This window comes from Nakamurella panacisegetis, assembly GCF_900104535.1.
Taxonomy (GTDB): domain Bacteria; phylum Actinomycetota; class Actinomycetes; order Mycobacteriales; family Nakamurellaceae; genus Nakamurella; species Nakamurella panacisegetis.
Map to the genome: position 1 here is coordinate 1,996,662 of NZ_LT629710.1, position 21,781 is coordinate 2,018,442.

Sequence of the window (21,781 nt, forward strand, 5' to 3'; positions counted from 1 at the left end):
CCCGGAGTCTACGACCCGAACCCGGTCCATCCCGCGAGGTCAGGTGATCGTTCTGACGTCGTCGATCTGGAATCGCGGCTGCCAGGTCTGGGAGCTGCCGACGGCATGCATCGACGCCGAGATCGAGGTGACCGAGTCGCGTCCGGCGAACCCGGACAGATCGACCGTCAGGGTGGTCCAGCTGTCCGGGTTGATCGGGGCGGTGATCTGCGCGGTGGTGCCGTCGGTAGCGGTGACGACGATGGTCCCGGAGTAGCCGGTTGCCCCTGGGGCCCCACCGTAGGCGTCCATCGCCACGGCGAGGGTGGTGGCGCCGGAAAGGTTCAGGGGCGTCGACGGAGTCACCGAGATCGTGCGCGGGGCGTCAGCCGCGGTTCCGGTGCCGGTGGCCTCCAGCGCCCCACTCCCTTGCTCGGGTCGGCCCGGGCCGTTCGCGAAGCTGCCGACGGCGGCGACCGACGTGACGTTGGACCCGGCCACCCACCCCTGTGTGCCCGACTCGAAGTCGTACAGAACGGTGGTGCGCTGCAACGAGAATGGCACGCTGGTGCTGGCCGAGGCCCCGCTGCCGGCGAAGCTCACCTTCAGCGAAGGGGTTCCGCTCGCGGCCTGCGGTGACACGTACGCGTAGATGTCCACGGTGCGGCTGATCACCCGCCCGTCGCTCGCGGCGCTGATCCTGGTGGTGGCCGGGCTGACCACCCAGCCGGTGGGGCCGGTGACGGTCAGGCTCCCGGTGAGGTTGCCGCTCGCGCGGCCGGTCAGGGTGGTGGTCAGGTGCACGGTCGAGCCAGGTGCAACCGACGTCGTATCGGCCGAGGCGGCCAGCGAGACCGTGGTCCTGACCGCGCTCGTCGGGGTGGCCACCACGGTGTGCTTGCCGGCACCGACGTGGTTGACGATCACGTACCCGTTCTGGAGAGACGCACTGCCGTGCTTGCCGTCCCACACCGTCCTGCCGTCGACGGTCACCTTCACCGTGTCACCGAAGGTCGGGACCTGCACCGAACCGGACGTGCCCTTGGGTGCAGTGAGCTGCAGCGAGAATCCGGACCGGCTGTGCTGCCACGACGCGACCAGGTCGCCGTGGGGGGTGGGAACCGTGCCCTCGGCCCAGCTCAGCGAGCCCGGGGTCGGCCGTGCGGTCCAGGTCGCGTAGCCGCCGGAGGCCGGAGTCAGTCCGAGCACGCTCTGGGTCAGCGAAACCGTTGGACTGCTCGCCCATCCGTGAGCCAGCGACGAGAATTGCGACAGGTTGGGCGTCCCGTTGGGCTCGACGTGCTCCCAGAAGGTCGTGCCCGGATCCTGCTGCAGCATCCAGCCCCAGAAGTTCTTGACCAGCTGTTCGCCCGACTGCCCGACGAGCGGATCGCTTCCGCCTTGAGCCAAGCGGGCATCGACCTCGAAGCCGGACGACAGCGGCGCGTAGAAGGCGGGGAGGGATGCCGGCGCAGTGGCGACCGGCACGGTGAGCGAACCGAGGGTGGACCAGTTGTGAGCGCGCAGATAGGCCAGCGCACTGGTCGCCCGCGTGCCGGTGGCCACACCGGTGAGGACCGCGGTCGCGTTGGCGTCCTGCGGATACGAGTCGGGCGTCTCCCGTGAATAGCGGTACGCGCCGGCCGCCGGATCCCAGAGCTGGGCGTTGATCGCGGCGCTGACCGTCCTCGCCGTGGTGGCGTAGGTCGTGGCCGAACTGTTGTCGCCCATCACTTTCGCCAGTGATGCGGCCTGCTGGAGATTCCGGACGTAGAGGGCGTTGATGTAGGTCTCGTGCCCGCAATCGGTGTAGCCGTAATGGCCGCAGGAATTCGCCGCGCCGAACGAGATGAGACCCTGCGGGTCCTGCTGCCGCACCGACTCCAGCCAGGCCATGGCCTTCTGCACGGCTGGCCACCACTTCGTCAGGAATGCCTTGTCGCCGGTGTACATCCAGTTCTGCTGCATGTTGTTGACGAACCACGTGACGTATTCGCCGTAGGTGCGTTCCTCGCCGGTGTTGTGACCGCCGACCAGACTCTCGGCCGGTACGTACCCATCGGCCAACTGCTGGGAGGCCAACGATGCCAATGAGTTCTCCACCGCGTCCTTGTCACCGGTCGACAGGTACGTCACCGGGCCTTCCACCGCCAGGTCGCCCTGCCAGACGATGCGGTCGCGTTTGCCGCCGTCGTAGATGACCTCCTTGGTCGGGTCGGCCCCGGGGACGACGGCATTGGAGGAGTCGGCCTCACCGTCCACGTACGGCCACGACTTCGCGGTGTTCGCGGCCCCGGTGTCGAGCTGGGTGGTGTACGCCCCGGCGTACCAGATCTTGTTCACAGTGTCGTCGCTGGACAGGAAGTGGCCGGCATAGTTCCGCAGGTCCGTCTGGGCCGGGGCCGCCGTGAAGGTCACCGTGACGCCGTCGACGTCGACCCAACCGGGTCCGTCCAGGAACAGGGTCAGGTAGCGGAAGCCGCCGCGCAGCACCTTGTCCGTCGCCGTCCCCGGGAGCGTGGCCGGGATGTCCAACTGGTGCGAGTCGCTGTCGTAGGTGTAGCCGACCCCGGGGAAACCGTTGAAGATGTTCGCCGTGTCGCAGCCGGGAGCCACGTTGCCCTCACCGTTGTTCTCGGAGCCGGTCAACGCCAGGTACGCCAACGACTCCGAGAAGCAGGCGTGCAGCGCCGGCCTCGGATTGGACGCGGCCAGGATGCGGACGTTGGCCAATCCACCGACGTCCTGTCCGAGATCGACCGTGAGCAGCGGAGAACCGGTGCGGTTGCCAGTGCTGGTGAGCCGGACCGACTTGCCATCGACGGCCAACGCGTTGGTCGCCGGCCCGGTGATCGATCCGGACCGGGCCAAGGCGTGCACCACGGCTGTCGGCTTGATGGTCCGGGAGGCCGGGCTGTCGACATACTGCTGCCACTTCCCGGGTTGGGGACCGGTGACGGCGGCGGCGGCCGGCTGGATCGCGTCGGCGGCTGCGGTCGCTGCGGCACTCGGGCTCACCGCGCCGGCGGCCAGCAGGACGCCGGCGGACAGCGTGACGAGCAACGGTCGGATTCGCATCATGGCAGGGGCTCCCGGTTGATCTTCAGGTCAGGAAGTGGTGATGACGGAGGTGCCGTGCAGGCCGGTCAGGACGAGATCGGTGCCGCTGCGGCTGACCGTTCCCGTAGCGGCGCCGGCGACGGCGTGCCCGGCCCGGTAGACGGTGTTGCCGCCGACGACGACCGTGCCGGTGCCGGCGGGCAGGACGATCCGGTAGGTGCTGCCGGTGGGTGCGGTGACGGCGATCTGGAAGCTCTGACCGGTCTGGCGCCAGGCGGCCTGGATCGCCCCCTGCGGTGTCGGCACGGTGCCCTCGGCCCAGGTGACGCCACCGGCCGGTCGCGGAGCGATCTGGAAGGTGGCGAACCCACCGCTGGTCGGCGTCACTCCGAGCAACTGGTTGGTCAGGTAGGCCGTCGGCCCGGTGCCCCAGCCGTGTGCCATCGACGTGTACGAGCCCAGCCCGAGACCGCCGGTGGGGGAGACGGTTTCCCACAACGTGCCGGCGGTGTCGCCGGTGAGCATGTGCGCCCAGGTCCGCCGGAGGTCGGAGATCGCCTGGGTATCTCCAGCCGACGTTCCGAGGGCCGAGTCGGCGAGCAGTTCCTGGTAGGACACGAACGGGCTGATCACGTTGGACACGCTGTTGTTGTCGGCGCTGTCCACGGCGAGTTCACCGTTCGGAGTGCCGAGCGTCTTGTGCACGAAGGCCAGCGCGCGGGTGGCCCGGTCGCCGGTGGCGATCCCGGCCACGACCGCCATGGCGTTGCCGTCCAGCGGGTGCGCGGCGCTGTTCGGCAGTACGCGGTAGGCGCCGGCGGTGTCGTCCCACAGGGTCGCGTTGACCGCCGCGGCGGTCTGGCTGGCCCGGGTGGTGTAGCTGGTTGCGGCCGAGGAGTCCTCCTCGACGGCGGCCGCGGCCGCCGCGTCCTGCAGAGCCAGGGCGTAGACGGCGTTGTCGTAGGTCTCCTGTCCCGATTCGCCGTAACCCCAGTGCCCGTTGGTCGAGCCGGACACGTTCCACAAGTGGTCGCTGCCGACCTGCGTGGCGAACCAGGCGAGATTGCCCTTCATCGCGGAGTAGTAGCTGTCCAGAAAGCTGCGGTCACCCGTGTAGAGGTAGTAGTTCCAGTAGTTGTGGACCCACCAGGCCGCGTACTCGCCCCACGCCGACTGGAAGCCGGCCGGCGCCGGCAGGTACACGCCGGGGATCTCGCCGTTCGGGAACGGGTGGTCGCCGAACCATTCGATGCTGTTCTGCACGGCCTGTCCGCGGCCGGTGGTCAGCAGCGACACCGGGCCCGAGACGACGTTGTCGCCGCCCCAGTCGAGCCGGTCCCGCTTGGCGCCGTCGGACAGGAAACTGGTGCCCTTGGCGACGGTGACGTTGTTGGCCACCGGGCCCGGCTGGGCCGGGTACGGGCGCCCGGTGTTCGACGCGATGGTCGCCAGTTGGGTGGTGTAGGCACCGGAGTACCAGAGCTTGTTGAGCGTGGTGTCGCTGGAGAGGAAGGCACCCTGGTAGTTCCGCAGATCGGGGTTGTCCGGGTCGGCGGTGAAATGCAGGGTCAGGTTCGAGACCGCCAATTCACCCGGGGTGTCGAGGAAGACCATGAGGTAGCGGAAGCCGCCACGAATCACCGAATCGTTGACGGCGCTCCTACCGGGCGCCGGTTGGAAGAAGTGGGTTTCGGTGGCGACGCCGCTCGGATCCTGGCTGAAATCGGACTGCGTGGTGAGGAATTGGGTCGACTCGCTGAACGCCACGCCGACCTTTGGTGATCCCGAGCGGCTGTCGGCGTTGAAACTGATGGTGCCGGCGACGTCCTTCCCGAAGTCGTAGATGACGTAGGGCTTGCCGAAGATGTCCGACTTCAACACGGTGCTGCCGGTGGTCAACGCCCCCTTGGGGTTCGTCACCGATCCGCCGAACGGTGCCTGGGCGGCACCGGCCGTCGCGGAATCCCAGACGCCGGCGATCTGCGCGCCGTCACCGGGGGCGGCGGTGTTGCGGAACGTCAGCCGGTAGGTGCCATCGGCGGCGATGTACTTCGCCGGCACGGTGAACGAGTAGTGCTCCAGACCGATCGCGCGACCGCCGAACGCGTAGTCCGCGGACGTCGGCCGGCGGGTGTGGACCACCGTGTTGCCGACCAGCACGTCATAGCTCGATGAAGCGCTGCCGGCCTCTTCGACTCGGACGGTCTGAGTGCCTTTTCCGCTGCCGTGCAGCAGGTATGAGAAGCTGGCATCCGGATCGGTACCACTGCGGCGAACCGGGGCGCCGTCGACCGTGATCACACTGGACCCGGCGCCGATGGTCTGCAGCGCATGCGCGGACAGCTCGGAGGTGGAGGACGCGGCGGAGACGTAGTCGGCCAGCAGGCCGGTGCTCTCGGTGGTCGCGGTGGGATGCAGGGTGCGCGACGCGGGCGAGAGGTTGTAACTCTGCGCCGTGCTGATGGCCGGTAGCCCGAGGAGGCCGCCGACCGTGGCCGCCGCCGTGGCGGGGCTCCGGTGAGCCGTCGTGACCGATGTCGCCGCCACTGTTCCGACGAGAATGACGGCCACCGATCCCACGGTCGCCAGGCTGGCTCGGAAATGGTGTCGTGTCCAGTTTCGCATCATTGCGGTCCTCTCGATCGAACGGGCCGGCCGGGCCAACGTTCATCAGCGCCCCCGGCGGGAAAACGTGAGAAATCAACCACATTTTGGCATGAATGACGAGCAACTCATCGTGCAGTCGCAACCGGGCGGGTGTCAAGGATTCAGGCGATATTTCGCGCTGCGAAAACCGATATTCTTCGAATGCAAATGTCCCGCTTTCGGCGCCGCGGCGATCTCTGCGGGTTTGACCGAGACAAAAATGGGTAAGCCGATTGCCAATCAGCGAAGGACCTTGACGGTGGCTTTCCAGGTCGACGCGGCCAGCAGGGTCGAGCCGCGATAGGCGAGAGTCACCGTGTAGGTCCCGGCCGCGAGGTGGGGCAGGGTTGCGGTGGCCTTGCCTTGGTTCAGGCGGACAGTCGTGGTCGTGACGGTGCGGCCTCCGGCGGTCACCCGGACCGTCACCACTCCGACGGCTGTGGTCCCGGACGGTTTGGAGGTGGCGGTGATCGCCACTGTGGCCTTGGTGGTCGTGGTGATCCTGGCCGGCGTGAACTTGCCCTTGACCGTGGTGGCCGCCTTGACCACGACGAGCCTGGTGCTCGCCGTCGAGGTGTTCACGGAGGCATCGCCGATGTAGGTGGCGGTCAGGGTGTGGGTTCCGACCGCCACGTGGATCGGCAGTGTGATCACGGCGGTGCCGGCGGCCAGGCGACCGGTTCCGACGGTGGTCCGGCCGTCCTTGATGGTGACGGTTCCGGTGGGGCCCACGCCGGTGGCGGTGACCTTGACGGTGACCTTGTTCGTCGAGCCGTAGGCGACCTTGGCCGCGGACAACGTGATCTTGGTCGTCGAGGCGGCCTTGGTGACGGTCAGAGCGAGGGTGTCGGCCGATTCCGCGTAGGTCGCGTTGCCGCTGTAGGCGACCTTCAGGGTGTGGGGCCCGGGGCGGAAGGCGCTGCCCCTGACGGACACGGTGGCTCGGCCTCCGACCAGGGTGGCCTGACCGACCTGCACCCCAGCCGACGTCACCCGAACCGTGCCGGTGGGGGTTGCGCCGGCGCCACCGACCTTGACGTTCAACGGGACCGTCCCGCCGACGGCCACCGAGCTCCGGCCCAACGAGGCCACGGTGCTGGAACCAAGGAGCGTGACTCCGGCCCTGGGCACCGAGATCTGATGTGCCGCTTCGATGTTGCCGGCGTTGTCGACTGCGCGGTAGCTCACCGTCATCGCGGTGGCGCCGACCGGGATCGGGCCGTCGGCGGCGACCCAACCTCCGCCCGGCAGTTCGTACTGGACCTTCGCGACCCCGGAAGTGTTGTCGTCGGCCGCGAAAGTCAGTGTGCGAGAGGGCGCGTCGAATGTGACGTTCGAAACCGGGGCGGTCCAGTCGATCTTAGCCGTCCAGCCAACAGGGGCTGAGATGAGCCCCGCTGCGTTCCTCGCCCGGACGCTCGCGGTGTGGGTGCCGTCGGTGGTGAACGGCAGCGGGGTCGAGAGCTGTGCCCAGTCGGCTCCGTCGATCTGAGCCTGCACGACCGGCTGAGGGTCGCTGGCGTCGGTGGCCGTTGCCGTCAGGGTCACCGGCGTCGTGTACCAGCCGTTTGTCCCGTTCGGAGTCCCCGGCGTGGTCGCCAGTGTCACCACCGGTGGGGAGGCCACGGAGGCCGGCCCGGTGGTGAATCGGTACGTGCCGGATCCGACCGTGAAGACCGCCCGACCGCCGACGTTCTTCACGAACGTCACGCCGTCGGCGTCGGCGGCCAGGGTGCCGCCTTCGCGGACCACGTCACCGGCGGGCACCGGGATGGAGACCGTCGCGACCGAGCCGGTGGGAATGGTCGCGTCCAGGTCGACGCCACCGTCGGTCGGGTCGACGCGCCAGCTCGAGCTGATCTTCCCGTAGCGCGAATCGACCGTTCCGGCCCCGGTGGTGATACTCCCGCCGGGTCGAGGAACGATCGAGAACTTCTGGTAACCGGGCTGTTCCGGATCGCTGACGATCCCGCCGATGTTCTCGTACATCCAGTCGCCGACCGCGCCGAAGACGGCATGATCGGCCGAACTCCCGAGGACGTTGGGGTTGAAGGCGCCGTCGCTCGGCAGGATGTAGTCCCACCGTTCCCAGATCGTGGTGGCCCCCTTACCGATCATGTAGCCCCACGACGGATAGCTGGTCTGCTGCAGCAACTGGTAGGCCAGATCGCTGCGGCCGATCTCGGTGAGGACGGGGAGAGCCCAGCCGGTTGCGGCGAATCCGGTGGTGAGGTGAACGCCGTTGGCCTGGATCTTGCCGACCAACTTGGCCCCGGCGGCGGACCGCAAGGAGGTGGGAACCAGGTCCGCGTACAGCGACATGACATAGGCGGCCTGGGTGTCCGGGTTGAGCGTGCCGTCCGACCCGATGATGTGGTGATCCACCATGGCTGCACTGATGGAACTGTGGATGGCCTCGAAGCGCCGGGCGTCATCGGACTTGCCGACGGCGGTCGCCATATCGGCGAGAACCATGGCGTCCCAGCCGAAGTAGGCGGTGGCGGTGAACGAACCGGGCGTGTTCTCGCCGCCGTTCATCCAGTCGCCGGCCGGCCCCATGTCGTCACCGAGCAGATATGTCCCGTTGCTGTGCGCCTCGAGGAAGAGCACCCACTTCTTCATCGCGTCGTAGTTCTCGGCGATGATGCTGGTGTCGCCGTACCGCTGCCACGACGCGTACGGGATCGCGATGATCACATCGCCCCATCCGCCGCCGTACCCGCCGCCGGTCAGTTGCGGGATGGCCGGTGCCACGTTGTTGACCAGTCCGGAGGCAGCCTGCGTGTAGGTGACGTCATGCATCCACTTGCGGTAGAACTCCTCCATGTCGTAGTTGTAGGTCGCGATGTGCGAGGAGAAAGTGGCATCGCCCGCCCAGCCGAGGCGCTCGGCCCGCGCGTTGGTGTCGGTGGGAATGGACATCAGGTTGTTCTGCAAACTCCACGCGATATTGGACTGCAATTTGTCGAGCATCGAATTGCCCGTCGCGAGCGTCCCGTTCGTCGGTACAGCCGATCCGATCGAGATGCCCGTGAAGTCCGCCAGTTGCGGCGTACCCGGATACCCGGTGACCTCGAAATACCGGAAGCCGTGGTAGGTGAACCGCGGCTCGAAGGATTCCGCTCCGCTGCCGGCCAGGATGAAGGTGTCGGTCTGCAGAGCCAGGAACGGTGGTGATCCGGCCAGCAAATTGCCGGTGTAGAGCGAGCCGTCGGTGCTGACGTCCTGCGCATGCCGAAGCTTGATCGTCGTCCCGGAGGGTCCGGTGGCGGAGAACCGCACCACACCGGAGATCTCCTGTCCCAGATCGAATACCCAGATGCCGGGCCGGACCTCGCGGCGCGAGACCGGGGCGGTCTGCGCGACCGGGCGGATCGTCGGTCCGATCTGGGCGACGAGCACCTTCGGGTCGGCGGCCGAGGTGGCGACCGGCTTCCAGGTGTCCGCGTCGAAGCCGGGCTGATCCCAGCCCGTCGGGTCCGCACGGACGTCATCGGTTTCACCGTTGATGATGTCGGCCTGGACCAGGCTGCCGTGACCGGAGGACCACGTGCTGTCGGTCTTGATCTGCTGGGTCGTGCCGTCGTCGTAGGTGATCATCAGTTGGGCCCAGAACGCAGGCGAGTTGCCGAACTGGTTGGGCCCGAACCAGGCGACGTTCCCGGCGTACCACCCGGGCGCCAACTGCGCGCCGATCGTGTTCGGCCCGGTGCGGAGCTGAGAGGCGACATCGCTGCTCTGATAGTAGATCCGATCGCGGTAGTCACTCGATCCGGGAGAAAGTCGGTCGTCATTGACCCAGTTGCCGTTCAGCCGAGCGCCGTAGTTTCCCTCGGCCGTGCTGTAGAGGGTGGCCTGCTTGATGTGGTCCGACGGCTGGTCGAGCGTGAAGTCCTTCCGGACGAGCGGCGTTCGGTCCTGATGCTGGGCCAGCATGACGTCGGCGTCGTGGATCTGTAGGCCGTCGGCCACGTAGGTTCCACCGTCGAACACGGGCTGATCCGTGACGGTCAGATCCGAGTGGGCCAGCAACTTCTCGTCCGGCAACTGCGTCACCGACAGGGCCGAGAAGATGGCGGTCTCGGTGTCGGTCTGGCGGAAGCCGATCCCTCCGGCCGGATGATTGGCCAGGTCGCGCTCGTCGATCTTCTGTCCGTCGATCCAGGTCGTGATGTGATCGCCCAGGAGTTCGACGGAGAGCTTGTGCGGCTTGTCGACGTCGGCGATCGGCACGATCGAAGTCGGGATCGGCACTGCGGCCAGTTGCTCGTAGCCGCCACCAACACGCAGGTGGGGTTTGAAGAGCAACTGGCCGTTCCCGTCGAAATCGTTGAACTGCCACATGTAGGAATCGGACCCGGTGGCGCTCGAGTGGAGATAGACAGTGGCGGCCTGCGCGACGATCTGAAACGTGATGTCCACCCGGTAGTCGGCCCAGGCGTCACTGCCGTCGGCGACCAGCATCGGTGACGCGTTGGTGACAGTGAGGCCGTCCGGCCCTGGAGAGCCGCCGGAGAAAGGATTCTCGATCAAGCTTTGGTCGAGCAGCACGGAGCCGTCGGGAATGGCCACGACCTTCATGTTGCTGAAGACGGCGGTCTCGCTGGCCGTGGTGCGGAACCCGATTCCGCCGGACTTGTAGGTGGTGTCGGCCCGCTGGTCGATCTGTGTGCCGTCCAACCAGGTCGTGATGACCGAGCCGACCGCCGAGATCTTCAGGTGGTGCGCCTGGTGGAGAGTCGATGTCGGCACCAGAGTGGTCGGGATCGCGATCTGGTCCAGGACGGTGTAGCCGCCGTTGACGCGAAGGTGAGGCTTGAAATCGAGATGATCACCGTCGACGGCCAGCTGCCACATGTAGGAGTTCGTGGCCTGGTTCGCGCGGAAATAGATGGTTGCGGTTTCGGCGACGATGCGCAGATCGGTATCGACGGAATAGTCGCTCCAGTCGGCACCGATCACCTTAGTCGGAGAACCGACCCACTGGGCATCCGTGGCGGCATCGGTGAGCAGCCCGGTCAGGAAGGAACTCGGGGCGCTCCACGCACTGCCGGCGTGATCGGTGGCCGAGAGTACGCGCCAGTAGTACCTGGTGTCGGACGCCAGTGCCGGACCGGCGTAGCTGATATCCGACATGACACCGGAGGCCACCTCACCGCTGTCCCACACGAGCGACGTGCCGCCGGCCAGATCGGCGGCGGTGCTCGCCACCTCGACCCGGTAGCTGTTCTGCACCACAGCGCGCACATCGGTGTGCAAGTGCCAGCTGAAGCCGATGTGGTCGGCGTCAACCCCCAGTGGCACGGTGGCGTCGTTCACGTGCAGATCGCTCACGGTCAGGGCCGTGCTCACCTCCTGGGCCGTCGCGGCGGCGGCCGTACCGGCGTTGCCGATCAGCAGGCCGGCCGCCAGGATGACGACGGCGCCGAGCGAGATGGCTCGGGACCGGTGCGCCGGGCGCCTGAGCAGAGTGGGCACGAGTGGAACCTTTCGTGAAGCCGAGAGCCGAAGATTCAGGTTGGGGGGATGGCTTGCCGCAGAGGGAATATGCCTGGAAATCGGCGATTGCCCCGGATCCGCCGGACCGGGGCAATCGCCTTTGCTCACCCGCTCAGCGAACGACCTTGACGGTGGCCTTCGAGGTCGAAGGTGCGAGCACCGTCGAGCCGGGATAGGCGAGAGTCACCGTGTAGGTGCCGACGGCCAGACGGGGGAGAGTTGCGGTGGCCTTGCCTCGAGTCAGGTGAACCGTGGTGGTGGCCTTGGCGTGGGATCCACTGGTGACCTTCACCGTGACCGTGCCGGAGGGCGTGGTCCCGGGAGCTCGGGTCGTGACGGTGACGGCGATCTTCGCCTTTGTCGTCGTGGTGATCCGGGTCGGTGTGACTTGGCCCTTGACGGTGCTGGCCGCCTTGACCACGACCAACTTGGTGGTGCCGACAGAGGTATTGACCGAAGGGTCGCCGCCGTAGGTGGCGGTGAGGGTGTGGGTCCCGACCGACAGGCGGGTCGGCAGCTTGACGACTACGGATCCGGCGGCCAGCCGGCCGACTCCGATGACCGTCCTCCCGTCCTTGATGGTCACCAGGCCGGTGCCGGTGACACCGGCCGCGGTCACCCTGACCGTCGCCCGCACCGTGGTGCCGTAGGCGACGCGGGCCGAGGACAAGGTAATCCTGATGGCCGAGACCGCCTTCGTGACGGTCAGCGCCACGCTGTCGGACGATGCCGCGTAGACCGCGTTACCGCTGTAGGCGACCTTCAGCGTGTAGTGCCCGGTGCGGAACGTGCTGCCCTTGATGGTCAGCGTGGCCCTACCGCCGGTGAGGGTGGCCTGCCCGACCTGCACGCCACCGGACGTCACCCGAATCGTGCCGCTGGGCGTTGCCCCCGACCCGCCGACCTTGACCGTCATGGCGACGGTTCCGCCGACCACGACCGAGCTCTTCGAGAGTGACGCGACCGTGCTGGAGTCCAGCAGGGTGACGCCGACCTTCGGCACCGAGACCTGATGCGTCGCTTCGATGTTGCCGGCCTTGTCGATGGCCCGGTAGTTGACCACGGCGGCGGCGTTGCCGACCGTCACCGATCCGAGGGTGGTGATCCATCCGCCACCCGGGAGTTGGTACTCGATGCGACTCACGCCCGACGTGCCGTCGGCTGCGGTGAAGGTGAGCGTGCGGGCGACATCGTCGAACGTGACGTTGGAGACCGGAGCCAGTTGGTCGATCTTCACCGACCAGGTCGACGCGGCCGAGGTGATGCCGGCGGCGTTGGTCGCCTGCACCCTCACGGTGTGGGTGCCGTCGGTGGTGAACTGCAACGGGGCCGAGATCTGCGCCCAGTCCGCTCCGTCCACCTGGGCCTGGACCATCGGGTTCGGGTCGACCGGATCGGTGGCGACGACGGCCAGTCGGACCGGTCCGGTGTACCAGCCGGTGGTGTTCGGCACCGCCGGGGTGGTCACGACCCGGACGGTCGGTGCGATCCCGACGGTGAGCGTGACGGTGGTGGTGGAGGCCTTGAACTTGCCGTCACCGGGGTAGGAAACGGTCAGGACGTGGGTACCCACGCCGAGGTCGGCGCCGATGCTCAGGTTCGCCGTTCCGTTCGACAACGCCTTGCTGCTCAGCGTTGTCGTCCCTTCCGAGATTGTCACCGTTCCGGTCGGCGTACCCCCGGTGCCGGTGACGTGCACCGTGGCCGTGGTGGCACCACCCACCGCAACCGCGGCCGGCGACAGGGTCGCCGTCGTGGTGGAGGCGGCGGCCTGGCCGTCGGCCGGAGTCACCTGCAGATCGAACAGATGCAGCTGGTTGCCGGCCTGATCGCTGGTCGAGGACGACGGGAGCGCCAGGTAGGCGACGGTCTTGGTGGGGTCCAGTGTGATCGTGGTCGAGAACAGGCTGACGTCGAGTGCGTCCGGGTAGCCACTGCCCGGCTTGGGATTCCACTCGTGGGACGTGGCGACCAGTTCGTCCTGCGGGATCAGGGTCGAGTTCGTCCAGTTGTTGAGGGCCAGCGTGAACGGTGCCGAAGAACCGTCGGTGTAGACGACGGTCCCGGTGCCCGTCCCATTGCCGTTGCTGGCGGCACCCAGGATCGAGACCGATTTGGCGGCCTGGTTGATCGCGATCCGTTGGCCGGACGCGACCACGTTGTCCGGCGCACCGTCGGCGGCCGCCGGCCAGGTGTAGGTGATCCCGCCGTGCACGATCGGCTGACCGGGCACCACGCCGACCGCGGCGAGCCCCTGCTTGGAGTAGCTGAAGCCGGCGCCGTCGAAATTGGCGTTGCCCGGGTTCGAATGATCGCCGACGCCGACGTTCCCGAAGGCCTGGGCCAGCGAGGCGAACAGGATGGGGATGGTCAGACTGGCTCCGTCGGTGGGCACGGCAACGCCGCCGATGGTCACCTGGAGGGCGACATCGACCGATGCCGAGGCCGCGGCGCTCCCGGCCGTCAGCGTGAACGGAACGTCGACCGATCCGCCGGCCGGCACGTGGACGGTGGCGGTCGCCGGGCTGGTCGTCACGCCGGTGGCGCCGGTCAGCATGTAGGTCACGTCGGCGTCCGCGTCACCGCCGTTGTGCAGGTTCAGGTTGGCCGCGGCCGGGGTACCCGACTGGACCATGTCCGCGGTGGACGTGAGTTTTGCCGTGACGATCGATCCGACGGTGACCTGCAGGCCGTTCGAGGTCTGGTATCCGCCGTCCGCCGTGGCGGTGGCGGCCACCCGGAAGATCTGATTCAGGGTGCTGGACGGGGGCGTCACCAGCCAGGTCGTGGTGAGTTTGTCGGCCGGGGCGGCGCTGTCGAACGTCGAGGCGGTCTGCGCGGTGGCGGTCCAGCCCTCCGGGACATCCAGGCCGAGCTTGACGTTGGTCAAGGTCTGCGTGCCGCCGGTGGACAGCGTGGTGGTGACGACGTTGCCCTTGGTCGGGGTCAACCCCCCGGGCGCGGTGGCGACGGCCGAGCGGTTGCCGGCGGTCGCATCCAGGGTGAACCCGGCGGTCAACGGCAGATCACGGGACGAGTCGCCGACGTGGATCTGGTAGTCGCCCGGGGTGATCGTCCAGTTGTGGGCGGTGCTGTCCCAGATCTGAAGGTCGGACTGGGTCAGGGTGAACGTCACCGGTGTGCTGTCGCCCGCCGCGAGCGTGACCCGTTGGAAGCCCTTGAGTGTCTTCGGCGGTTCTCCGGCGGCGGTCGGGTAGCTCAGGTAGAGCTGGGCCACTTCCGAGCCGGTGGACGTCCCGGTGTTGGTGACGGTGGCTGTCACCTTGCGGCTGCCGTCGGCCGCGGGTGACCCGACCGCTATGTCGCTGAATCCGAAGCTGGTGTAGGACAACCCAAATCCGAACGGGAACAGCGGGGTCACGTTGTGCGCGTCGTACCAGCGGTAGCCGACGTCCAGGCCCTCGCTGTAGTCCAGGGTGCTGGTGTTGGTCGAGACGTCGACGGTGCCGGGGTACTGCGTGGCGTCGGCCGTGGGCATCTGGGACATGCTCGCCGGCCACGTCTGGGGCAGCTTGCCCGACGGGTTCACGTCGCCGAACAGCACCGACGCGAGAGCAGCGCCGTTTGCCTGGCCGCCGTACCAGGACTCCACGACGGACGACACCGAGTCGAGCCATGGCATCAACACCGGGGCGCCGGTGTTCAGCACGACGACCGTCTTCGGGTTGGCCGCCGCGACGGCCGCGACCAGATCGTCCTGAGCCCCGGGGAGCGTCAGGTTCTGACGGTCGCCGTCCTCCATCTCGTCGTCGTTGACCACGACGACGGCCACGTCAGCGGTCTTGGCCGCGGCGGCGGCGGCCGCGATGGCGTCCACGTCCGGGGTCTGCCAGCCGAGGGTGACCGAGCCGTTGGTGGGCGGGCTGCTCGGGGTGCCGGCGACCGGCCCGGTGGCGCTGTTGATCGGCTGGTAGTTCTCGACCGTGATCGGGGTCTTCTGACCTCCGACCAGGTGGATGGCCGACGTGCCCGGGCCGTACTGGGCCCAGTCGTTGAAGACGGACTGGCCGCCCAGGGTCATCCGGACACCGCCGGTGTTGGCCATCGAGAAGGTGTACGTCCCGGTGACCGGGGCGGTCAGGAAACCGGTCCAGCGGACCGAGAACCCGGCCGCGTTGACGCCCGGGCCGGGGGCCTGGGTGTAGTGGTCGTCGATATTCGGCTCGATCTGGGTCAGGGCAGGAGTGCCGGACAGGTCCAGGTTGTTGAAGTACTCGGCGGTGAGGCCGGGCTTGCCGTCGACCGACGTGAACTCCGCCGTCGGGACCGTGCTCAGTTTTTCGGTGGTGCCGGGCACGTGGAGACCGCCGCGGGACAGCGCGACCTGCCCTCCGGAGCCGTCCGAGTGGTACACGTTGAACTCGGCGATCGACCACCAGCTGCTGCTGGTCCCGGTCTGGATGACCTTGACGTAGCGGGCCGAGCTGGTGGCGAACGATGCGGTGATCAGTTGCGTGCTGCCCGTGCCGGTGGCGACGGGCGAACCCCAGGTGGTGCCGTCGGTCGACAGGTAGATCTCGTAACCGTGGGCGTAGTCGCCGGCGCTGGTGGTCGAGTCCATCGAGATCTGATCGATCGTCTGGGCGGCGCCCATGTCGACGACCAGGCTCTGTCCAGGGGCCTGGGTCGTGCCGCTGGTCCAGCGGGTGCCGGCCTGCCCGTCGAGCATGTTGCTGGCCGAATCCCCGGCATCGGCGGTGGCGAACGGCGTGATGTTCCAGGGGCCCACGTACTCGACGTGGCCGTTGGAGCCGACCCGAGCGGCGATGCTGTCGGCGATGGTCGAGACCGCGCTCGCCGCGACCGGGACGTGCGAGCTACCGCCGCCGCCGGTGACCGGCGCCGTCTTCGCGGGTTCGCCGATGACGACGATCGATTGACTGCTCGTCGGGTCCAGCGGCAGTAGGTTGCTGTTGTTCTTCATCAGGACGGTGCCTTCGGCCGCGATGTCCTGAGCCGTCTTGGTGTGGGCCGCCGAGGTGGCATCGGCCGAGGTCGAGCCGGTCTGGTTGTCGAAGAGTCCGTACTGGAATTCTTCGGTGAGAATGCGCGAGATCTTGTCGTTCAGAACCGAGATCGGCACTTCACCCTTCCGGACCGCGTCGGACAGCGGCTGACCGAAATTGCCGGGCGTCGGCATGGTGAGATCGAGTTGCGCATTTGCCGCCTGGACGGTGCTGCGCGCTCCGTCCCAATCGGTGACGACAAATCCGTCGAATCCCCAGTCCTGCTTGGCCGTGTCCTTCAGAAGGGTGGCATTCTCGTTGCTGTGCACTCCGTTGAGCAAGCTGGTGGCGGCCATGATGGACGCCGCGTCCCCTTCTTGTACCGCTTGCTTGAAGGCCGGGTAGTAGATCTCGTTCAGTGTGCGCTCGTCGACCACCGCGTCGGCGTTGTTGCGGTTCTGCTCGACGTCGTTGGCCACGAGGTGCTTCAGATCGGCCATGACGCCTTGCGACTGCACTCCTTTGACGTACGCGGTGGCGGTCGCCCCGGCCAGGTAAGGGTCTTCACCGGCGGACTCGAAGGCCCGTCCTCCGCGCGGGTCACGGACCAGGTTGACGTTCGGCCCCAGGTTGACGTCGATCCCCTTGGTCTTGGCCTCCGAGCCCACCACCTGCCCATACTCGTTCTGCGCGTTCGTGTCCCAGGTCGCGGCCGATGCGATGGGGGCCGGCATGGCCGTCGTGCCCCCCATGACCACCCCGGCCCCACCGTCGTTCAACGTCAGGGTGGGGATGCACAACCGTGGGATTGCCGCGATCGACCCGGCGTATCCGGGCGCGGACGACGAGCCGTGGGTCATCGACAGTTTCTCGTCGAGGGTCATCTGGCCGAGCACGGCCGAGGCCTTGGCCGCCGGACTCGCCGACGATCCGACCCATGGGCAGGATGAGGCCGCGGTAGCCGCCGGAGCGATCGCCGGTTCGAGCGTGACCAGTAGGCCGGCGGTCAGTACCGCGGCGGCGACGAGGGATATCGGGCGTCGTTTCACTTCATTCCTCACAATTGCAGGGTTTGACGAACAGGGTTCGCGTCGCCGAACTGGCCTGCGACGCAACGCATTGGACCAACGGGTGACCTGTACTGAAAGGTTTCAGTACACCGCGCACCGCGCGACGCTGAGCCCGAGGGCCAAGTCAGGTCGGGGAGGACATTCGCAGATGAGTGCGAGGGGCGCCGGCGGCGGTCGGCGGAACAGCGCGCTATCCGGGGCTGCATCCGAAGGGTATGAATCGTCCTCTCTGACGGTTCTTCGCGGGCTGAACCACTCCGAGATCAGGCGGTGGTCCAGCTGAGAGTAAAGCTCGTGATTCCGCTCGTCAATGATCGCGGGCGGATCTTTCCCAGGATAATTAGGGTATTCACGGATTAAAAATGCTGGGACTTTCATTTGAAACGTCGGTCATTGCCGATCGTTCGTTCGCGTTGCCGTCCGCGGAGTAGGGACGAGGATGGCGAGATGACCCGACGGCCGGTGATCACCATGGTGCCCGCGAACGGAACGACTTCCGACCGGCTCTGACACCATGGGCGGATGATGGACGCCCTCGCCCGGATCGTCGGCCCCGACCACGTTCTGACCGACGACGCCCTCACGGCCGGGTACCTGCGCGACTGGACCGGACGGTTCGGCACCACGTCGGGGACGGTGGTCCGCCCGGCCGACACCGCGCAGGTCTCCGAAGTCCTGGCGCTCTGCCGCGCCGAGGGCCGGACGGTCGTCCCGCAGGGCGGCAACACGGGCCTGGTCGGCGGGAGCGTGCCCCGGGACCAGCAGATCGTGCTCAGCCTGGCGCGGCTGCGTGGAGCACCCGTGGTCGACGCGCCCCGCCGGCAGATCGTCGCCGCCGCCGGTGTCACCATCTCGACCCTGCAGCAGGCCGCCGTCGCCGCCGGGTTCCGCTACGGCGTCGACCTGGCCAGCCGGGAGTCGGCCACCGTCGGCGGCACCATCGCGACCAACGCGGGTGGGCTGCGGGTCCTCAGGAGCGGAGACACCCGGGCACAGCTGATCGGGGTCGAGGCGGTGCTGGCCGACGGCACCGTCATCTCCCATCTGGACGGCCACACCCGCGACAACACCGGCTATCACGTGCCGTCCCTGCTGGCCGGGAGCGAAGGCACCCTGGCCGTCGTCACCACCGCCCGGCTCCGGTTGCTGCCGGTACTCGGCCGTCCGGCGGTGGCGCTGATCGGGTTGGCCGATCCGGCCGAGGCGGTCGTCGCGGCCGGACGGATCGCGTCGCTGCCGAGCGTCACGGCGGTGGAGTTGATGCTGCCCCCCGGGCTCGCGTTGGTGATGCAGCGTCTGGGATTCGGGCGGCCGCTCGCCGCGGACCACGGTGCCTACCTGGTGGTGGAAGCGGTCGGTGACGACCCGCTGAGCGGCGTGGTGGGGGTCATCGAGCAGATCCCGGGGGCCGATGCGGTGGTGGCCCAGGACCAGGCCGACGTCGCGCGGTTGTGGGCCTACCGGGACCGGCACACCGAGGCCATCGCAATGGTCGGTACGGCGATCAAGATGGACGTGACCCTGCCGATGAGTTCACTCGGGTCGTTCCTGCTGGACGTGCCCGGTGCGGTGGCCGGGGTGTCCCCGGACGCCCGGACCTGGCTCTTCGGACACGTCGCGGACGGAAACGTGCACGTCAACGTGACTGGTGCCGATCTGGCGGTGGCCGACGACATCGAGGACGTGGTGTTCCACATGGTCGCCGCGGCCGGCGGGTCGATCAGTTCCGAGCACGGCGTCGGACTCACGAAACGACCGTGGCTGCATCTGAACCGCTCGGTCGCGGAGCTCGCCTTGTTCGCCTCGATCAAGCGCGCGTTCGACCCGTCCGGTGTGCTCAACCCGGGCGTCCTGATTCCGTAGCCCATACGGCGGCGGCCCGCAGGCCGGGACTTCAGAGGGCCTGCACGGCGGCCGTGAACGCCGCGCCCCGTTCCCGGTAGTCGCGGTACCGCCCGAAGCTCGCCGCGGCCGGCGACAGCAGCACCACGCCACCCGGACCGGCCCACTCGTAGGCCGCGCGGACCTGGGCCTCGAGTTCGTCCACCCCGACCGCGTCGACCGCCGGCCCGGTGCCCTCTTTCGTGACCACCCGGACGATCTCGGGTCCGTTGTCGTGCAGCGGGAACAGCCGCAGGGGTGTCACCCGGCGGCGGAGCCCGTCGGCCAGCCCGCGGTAGTCGATGTCGCGGCTGAACCCGCCGACCAGCAGCGCGACCCGCCGATCGGGAAAGCTGTCGACCGCGGCCCTGGTGCCGAGAACGTTCGTCGACAACCCGTCGTCGATGAACGTCACCCCGCCGACCTCGCCGATGGTCTGCATCCGGCTGGGGAGTCCGGCGAACCCTCGGGCGGCCACCGCGAGGTCCTCGTCGGAGGCGGGGACACCCATGGCGACCAGGCACTGTTGCGCGATCAGGGCGTTGATCCGGTTGTGACGGCCGGGCAGCCCCAACACGTCGATCCACGCCGCGCCCGGACGGTTCGTGTCGTGGACGTAGTGGACGGCCGGAGCCAGCTGGTCGAGATGAGCCAGGATGATCGGGTCTTCACCGTTGATGACGGTCAGCGCGGCGCCCGGCTGCGAGGTGGCCGACAGCTTGTCGCGGTAGTAGGTCTCCGGCCGGTTCCGGTGCCACGGCAGGTGATCCTCGGACAGCGACGTCACCGCCGTCACCGGCGGGGTGCAGGTCAGATCGGTCGCCTGGTAGCTGGACACCTCGATCACCCACCGGGCGTAGGTGGAGTGGTCGATCGCCGGGTCCTGCGGGGGGAAGCCCAGGTTGCCGCCGATGAAGACGCGGTACCCGAGACCGGTCAGCAGGTGCCCGGCGATGGACGTCGTGGTCGACTTGCCCTTGGTGCCGGTGATCACCAGCACCTTGTCCAGGTCGGCCTCCTGCAGCCACAGGCCCAGGCCGCCGGCGACCGTCACGCCGTTGGCCCGAAGCTGCTGGATGGGTGGGCCGTACCGTGAGATCCCGGGGCTCTTGATGACGACGTCGCAGGTCAGTAGGGCGTCAAGGCCGCCGTCGGCGGTGGCCAGGATCGGGCGCCCGGCCACATCCGGGTCGTCCGCCGTGTCGGTCGCCGGCCGGTCGTCGACCAGCACCGGATCCAGACCGCGAGCGTCCGCGGCCCGCAGATTGGCCCGGCCTTCGACTCCGAAACCGTAGATGCCGACCCGGCGGCCGGGCAGGTCAGACCAGGAGATCGGCAGGCGCATAACGCTCCGGAATGTGGTGGCGCCCGACCGGACGCATCAGATGATCGACGTCCAGCGGACCCTCGTCCGGCAGCCGGCGCAGCAGCTCGGTGAGGATAGGTGAATCGGCTCGGTCGGGCCGGGTCGCGGCGGCGCGGGTGGCGGCGCGGCACTCGTTGATGTCACCGACGCACTCCCACGGCTTCGTGTCCGGGGTGAGGCCGAGCAGGGTCAGGAACTTCGGCAGCAGCTCGGCGTTGTCCAGCGGTTCCGGGCCGACGGTGAACACGGCGCGCAAGGTGTCGGCGGCCAGGAACGGCGACAGGATCAGGTCGATGAAGCAGCACTTGTCGCAGTGCCCGCACCAGTGGTCAAGGCGCTTGGCCGGATCGATGTGGAAGCTGCGATTGCAGCTGCGGAAGGTCGAGAAGTATTCCGGCAGCCGGGCGAACCGGTCCGCGATCCACAGCTCGGTGTACGGGCGGAGCAGCGAGAAGTAGTCGAAGTCGGGGCCGATCGCGTCGGCCAGCACGGCCCGGAAGCCGGATTCGAAGGACTCGCCCTTGGAGTACTGGTGGTTGATCGAGCGGCCGTCCACCTCGATCGTCCCGACCGACGCCGACCACTCGTTGCTCATGACGACCGCGTCGTGACCGCCGAGCAGGGCGGCCAGCACGGTGATCGCGGAGATGATCCCGGTGACCGGGACGTGCCCGTTGAAGAACTGGCCGGGCCGGGCGGTGAGCAGCTTGTCGTCGATGAGCCGTTCGGCCCGCACCACTGGCAGACCGGAGACCTTGGCCGGTTCTTCGATCGCTTCGAACCGATCGCCGGGCCGGGTGACGACGAACAGGGCCGCGTCATCGGTGTCCGGTTTGATCAGCTCGACCGTCACCGTCGAATCCACGCCGCCGCCGAACGGAATGAGCGGGCGACGCCCAGGCTTGGGCGTGTAGGTGCTCGAAGTGGTGCGGTGCAGCGCCGGGGCGACGATCTTCAGGTCGCTCAGGTCGAGGCGGGGCGTGTTCCGGTAGGCGAACTCACCCAGCCCGTCGACGTAGAACTCGTACAGGAAGCCGCGTTCGGCGTCGGTCAGTGCGGTGTCGCCGAGGTCGACCACCGGCGGCGCGGCTGTCTTGTAATAGGAGACACCGGCCAGCAAGTAGACCCATCGGGCCGCCTCGTCGGCCGCCGGCTGGGTCCAGTCGCCGCCGCCGGGAAAGGTGACGACCTCCGCGTAGGAAGCCCCGTCCAGGCTGTAGGTGCAGGTCAACTGGTTGCGGGCCGGGTCGATCGAATATCCCTCGTACCGGAAGACATCTCCGCGGGTGGGCGTGGAAGCGGTGGTCACGGCT

General features: G+C 68.0%; 7 protein-coding genes. 1 reads left to right on the forward strand and 6 read right to left on the reverse strand.

Annotated elements, in window-relative coordinates; all coding sequences use genetic code 11:
- Window positions 1–39: 39 nt before the first annotated feature.
- The 4 genes from BLS97_RS08750 to BLS97_RS08765 all read right to left on the reverse strand — a co-directional run bounded on the left by BLS97_RS08750 (window position 40) and on the right by BLS97_RS08765 (window position 17,200).
- Entirely contained in the window at window positions 40–3,060 is a 3,021-nt protein-coding gene (locus tag BLS97_RS08750; RefSeq protein WP_090475642.1) for an alpha-L-rhamnosidase-related protein, read from the reverse strand.
- A gap of 27 nt (window positions 3,061–3,087) precedes the next feature.
- Window positions 3,088–5,610 carry an alpha-L-rhamnosidase C-terminal domain-containing protein gene (locus BLS97_RS08755; protein WP_157695312.1) on the reverse strand — a complete coding sequence of 841 codons (2,523 nt, stop codon included), beginning with the start codon at window positions 5,608–5,610 and terminating at the stop codon, window positions 3,088–3,090.
- A 315-nt stretch (window positions 5,611–5,925) separates the two neighbouring features.
- Window positions 5,926–11,163, reverse strand: coding sequence for a family 78 glycoside hydrolase catalytic domain (locus tag BLS97_RS08760; protein ID WP_090475644.1), 5,238 nt, complete (start codon window positions 11,161–11,163; stop codon window positions 5,926–5,928).
- Between the two features lie 133 nt (window positions 11,164–11,296).
- The gene (locus tag BLS97_RS08765) at window positions 11,297–17,200 is read right to left on the reverse strand and encodes a glycoside hydrolase family 3 C-terminal domain-containing protein (RefSeq protein WP_090475645.1); all 5,904 of its coding nucleotides are present in this window, start codon (window positions 17,198–17,200) and stop codon (window positions 11,297–11,299) included.
- A gap of 543 nt (window positions 17,201–17,743) precedes the next feature.
- Here BLS97_RS08765 and BLS97_RS08770 point away from each other — a divergent pair.
- Window positions 17,744–19,084 (forward strand): FAD-binding oxidoreductase, encoded by a 1,341-nt coding sequence (locus tag BLS97_RS08770; protein WP_090475646.1) that lies wholly within the window; start codon window positions 17,744–17,746, stop codon window positions 19,082–19,084.
- 31 nt (window positions 19,085–19,115) lie between these two features.
- Here the strand turns inward: BLS97_RS08770 and murD are convergent, their stop codons facing one another.
- Window positions 19,116–20,447, reverse strand: a complete 1,332-nt coding sequence (murD, locus tag BLS97_RS08775) for a UDP-N-acetylmuramoyl-L-alanine--D-glutamate ligase (RefSeq protein WP_090475647.1) — start codon at window positions 20,445–20,447, stop codon at window positions 19,116–19,118.
- On the reverse strand, window positions 20,422–21,777 hold the full coding sequence (locus tag BLS97_RS08780; protein WP_090475648.1) for a hypothetical protein: 1,356 nt from the start codon (window positions 21,775–21,777) through the stop codon (window positions 20,422–20,424). The genes murD and BLS97_RS08780 overlap by 26 nt, the downstream gene beginning before the upstream one ends.
- Between the last annotated feature and the right edge of the window lie 4 nt (window positions 21,778–21,781).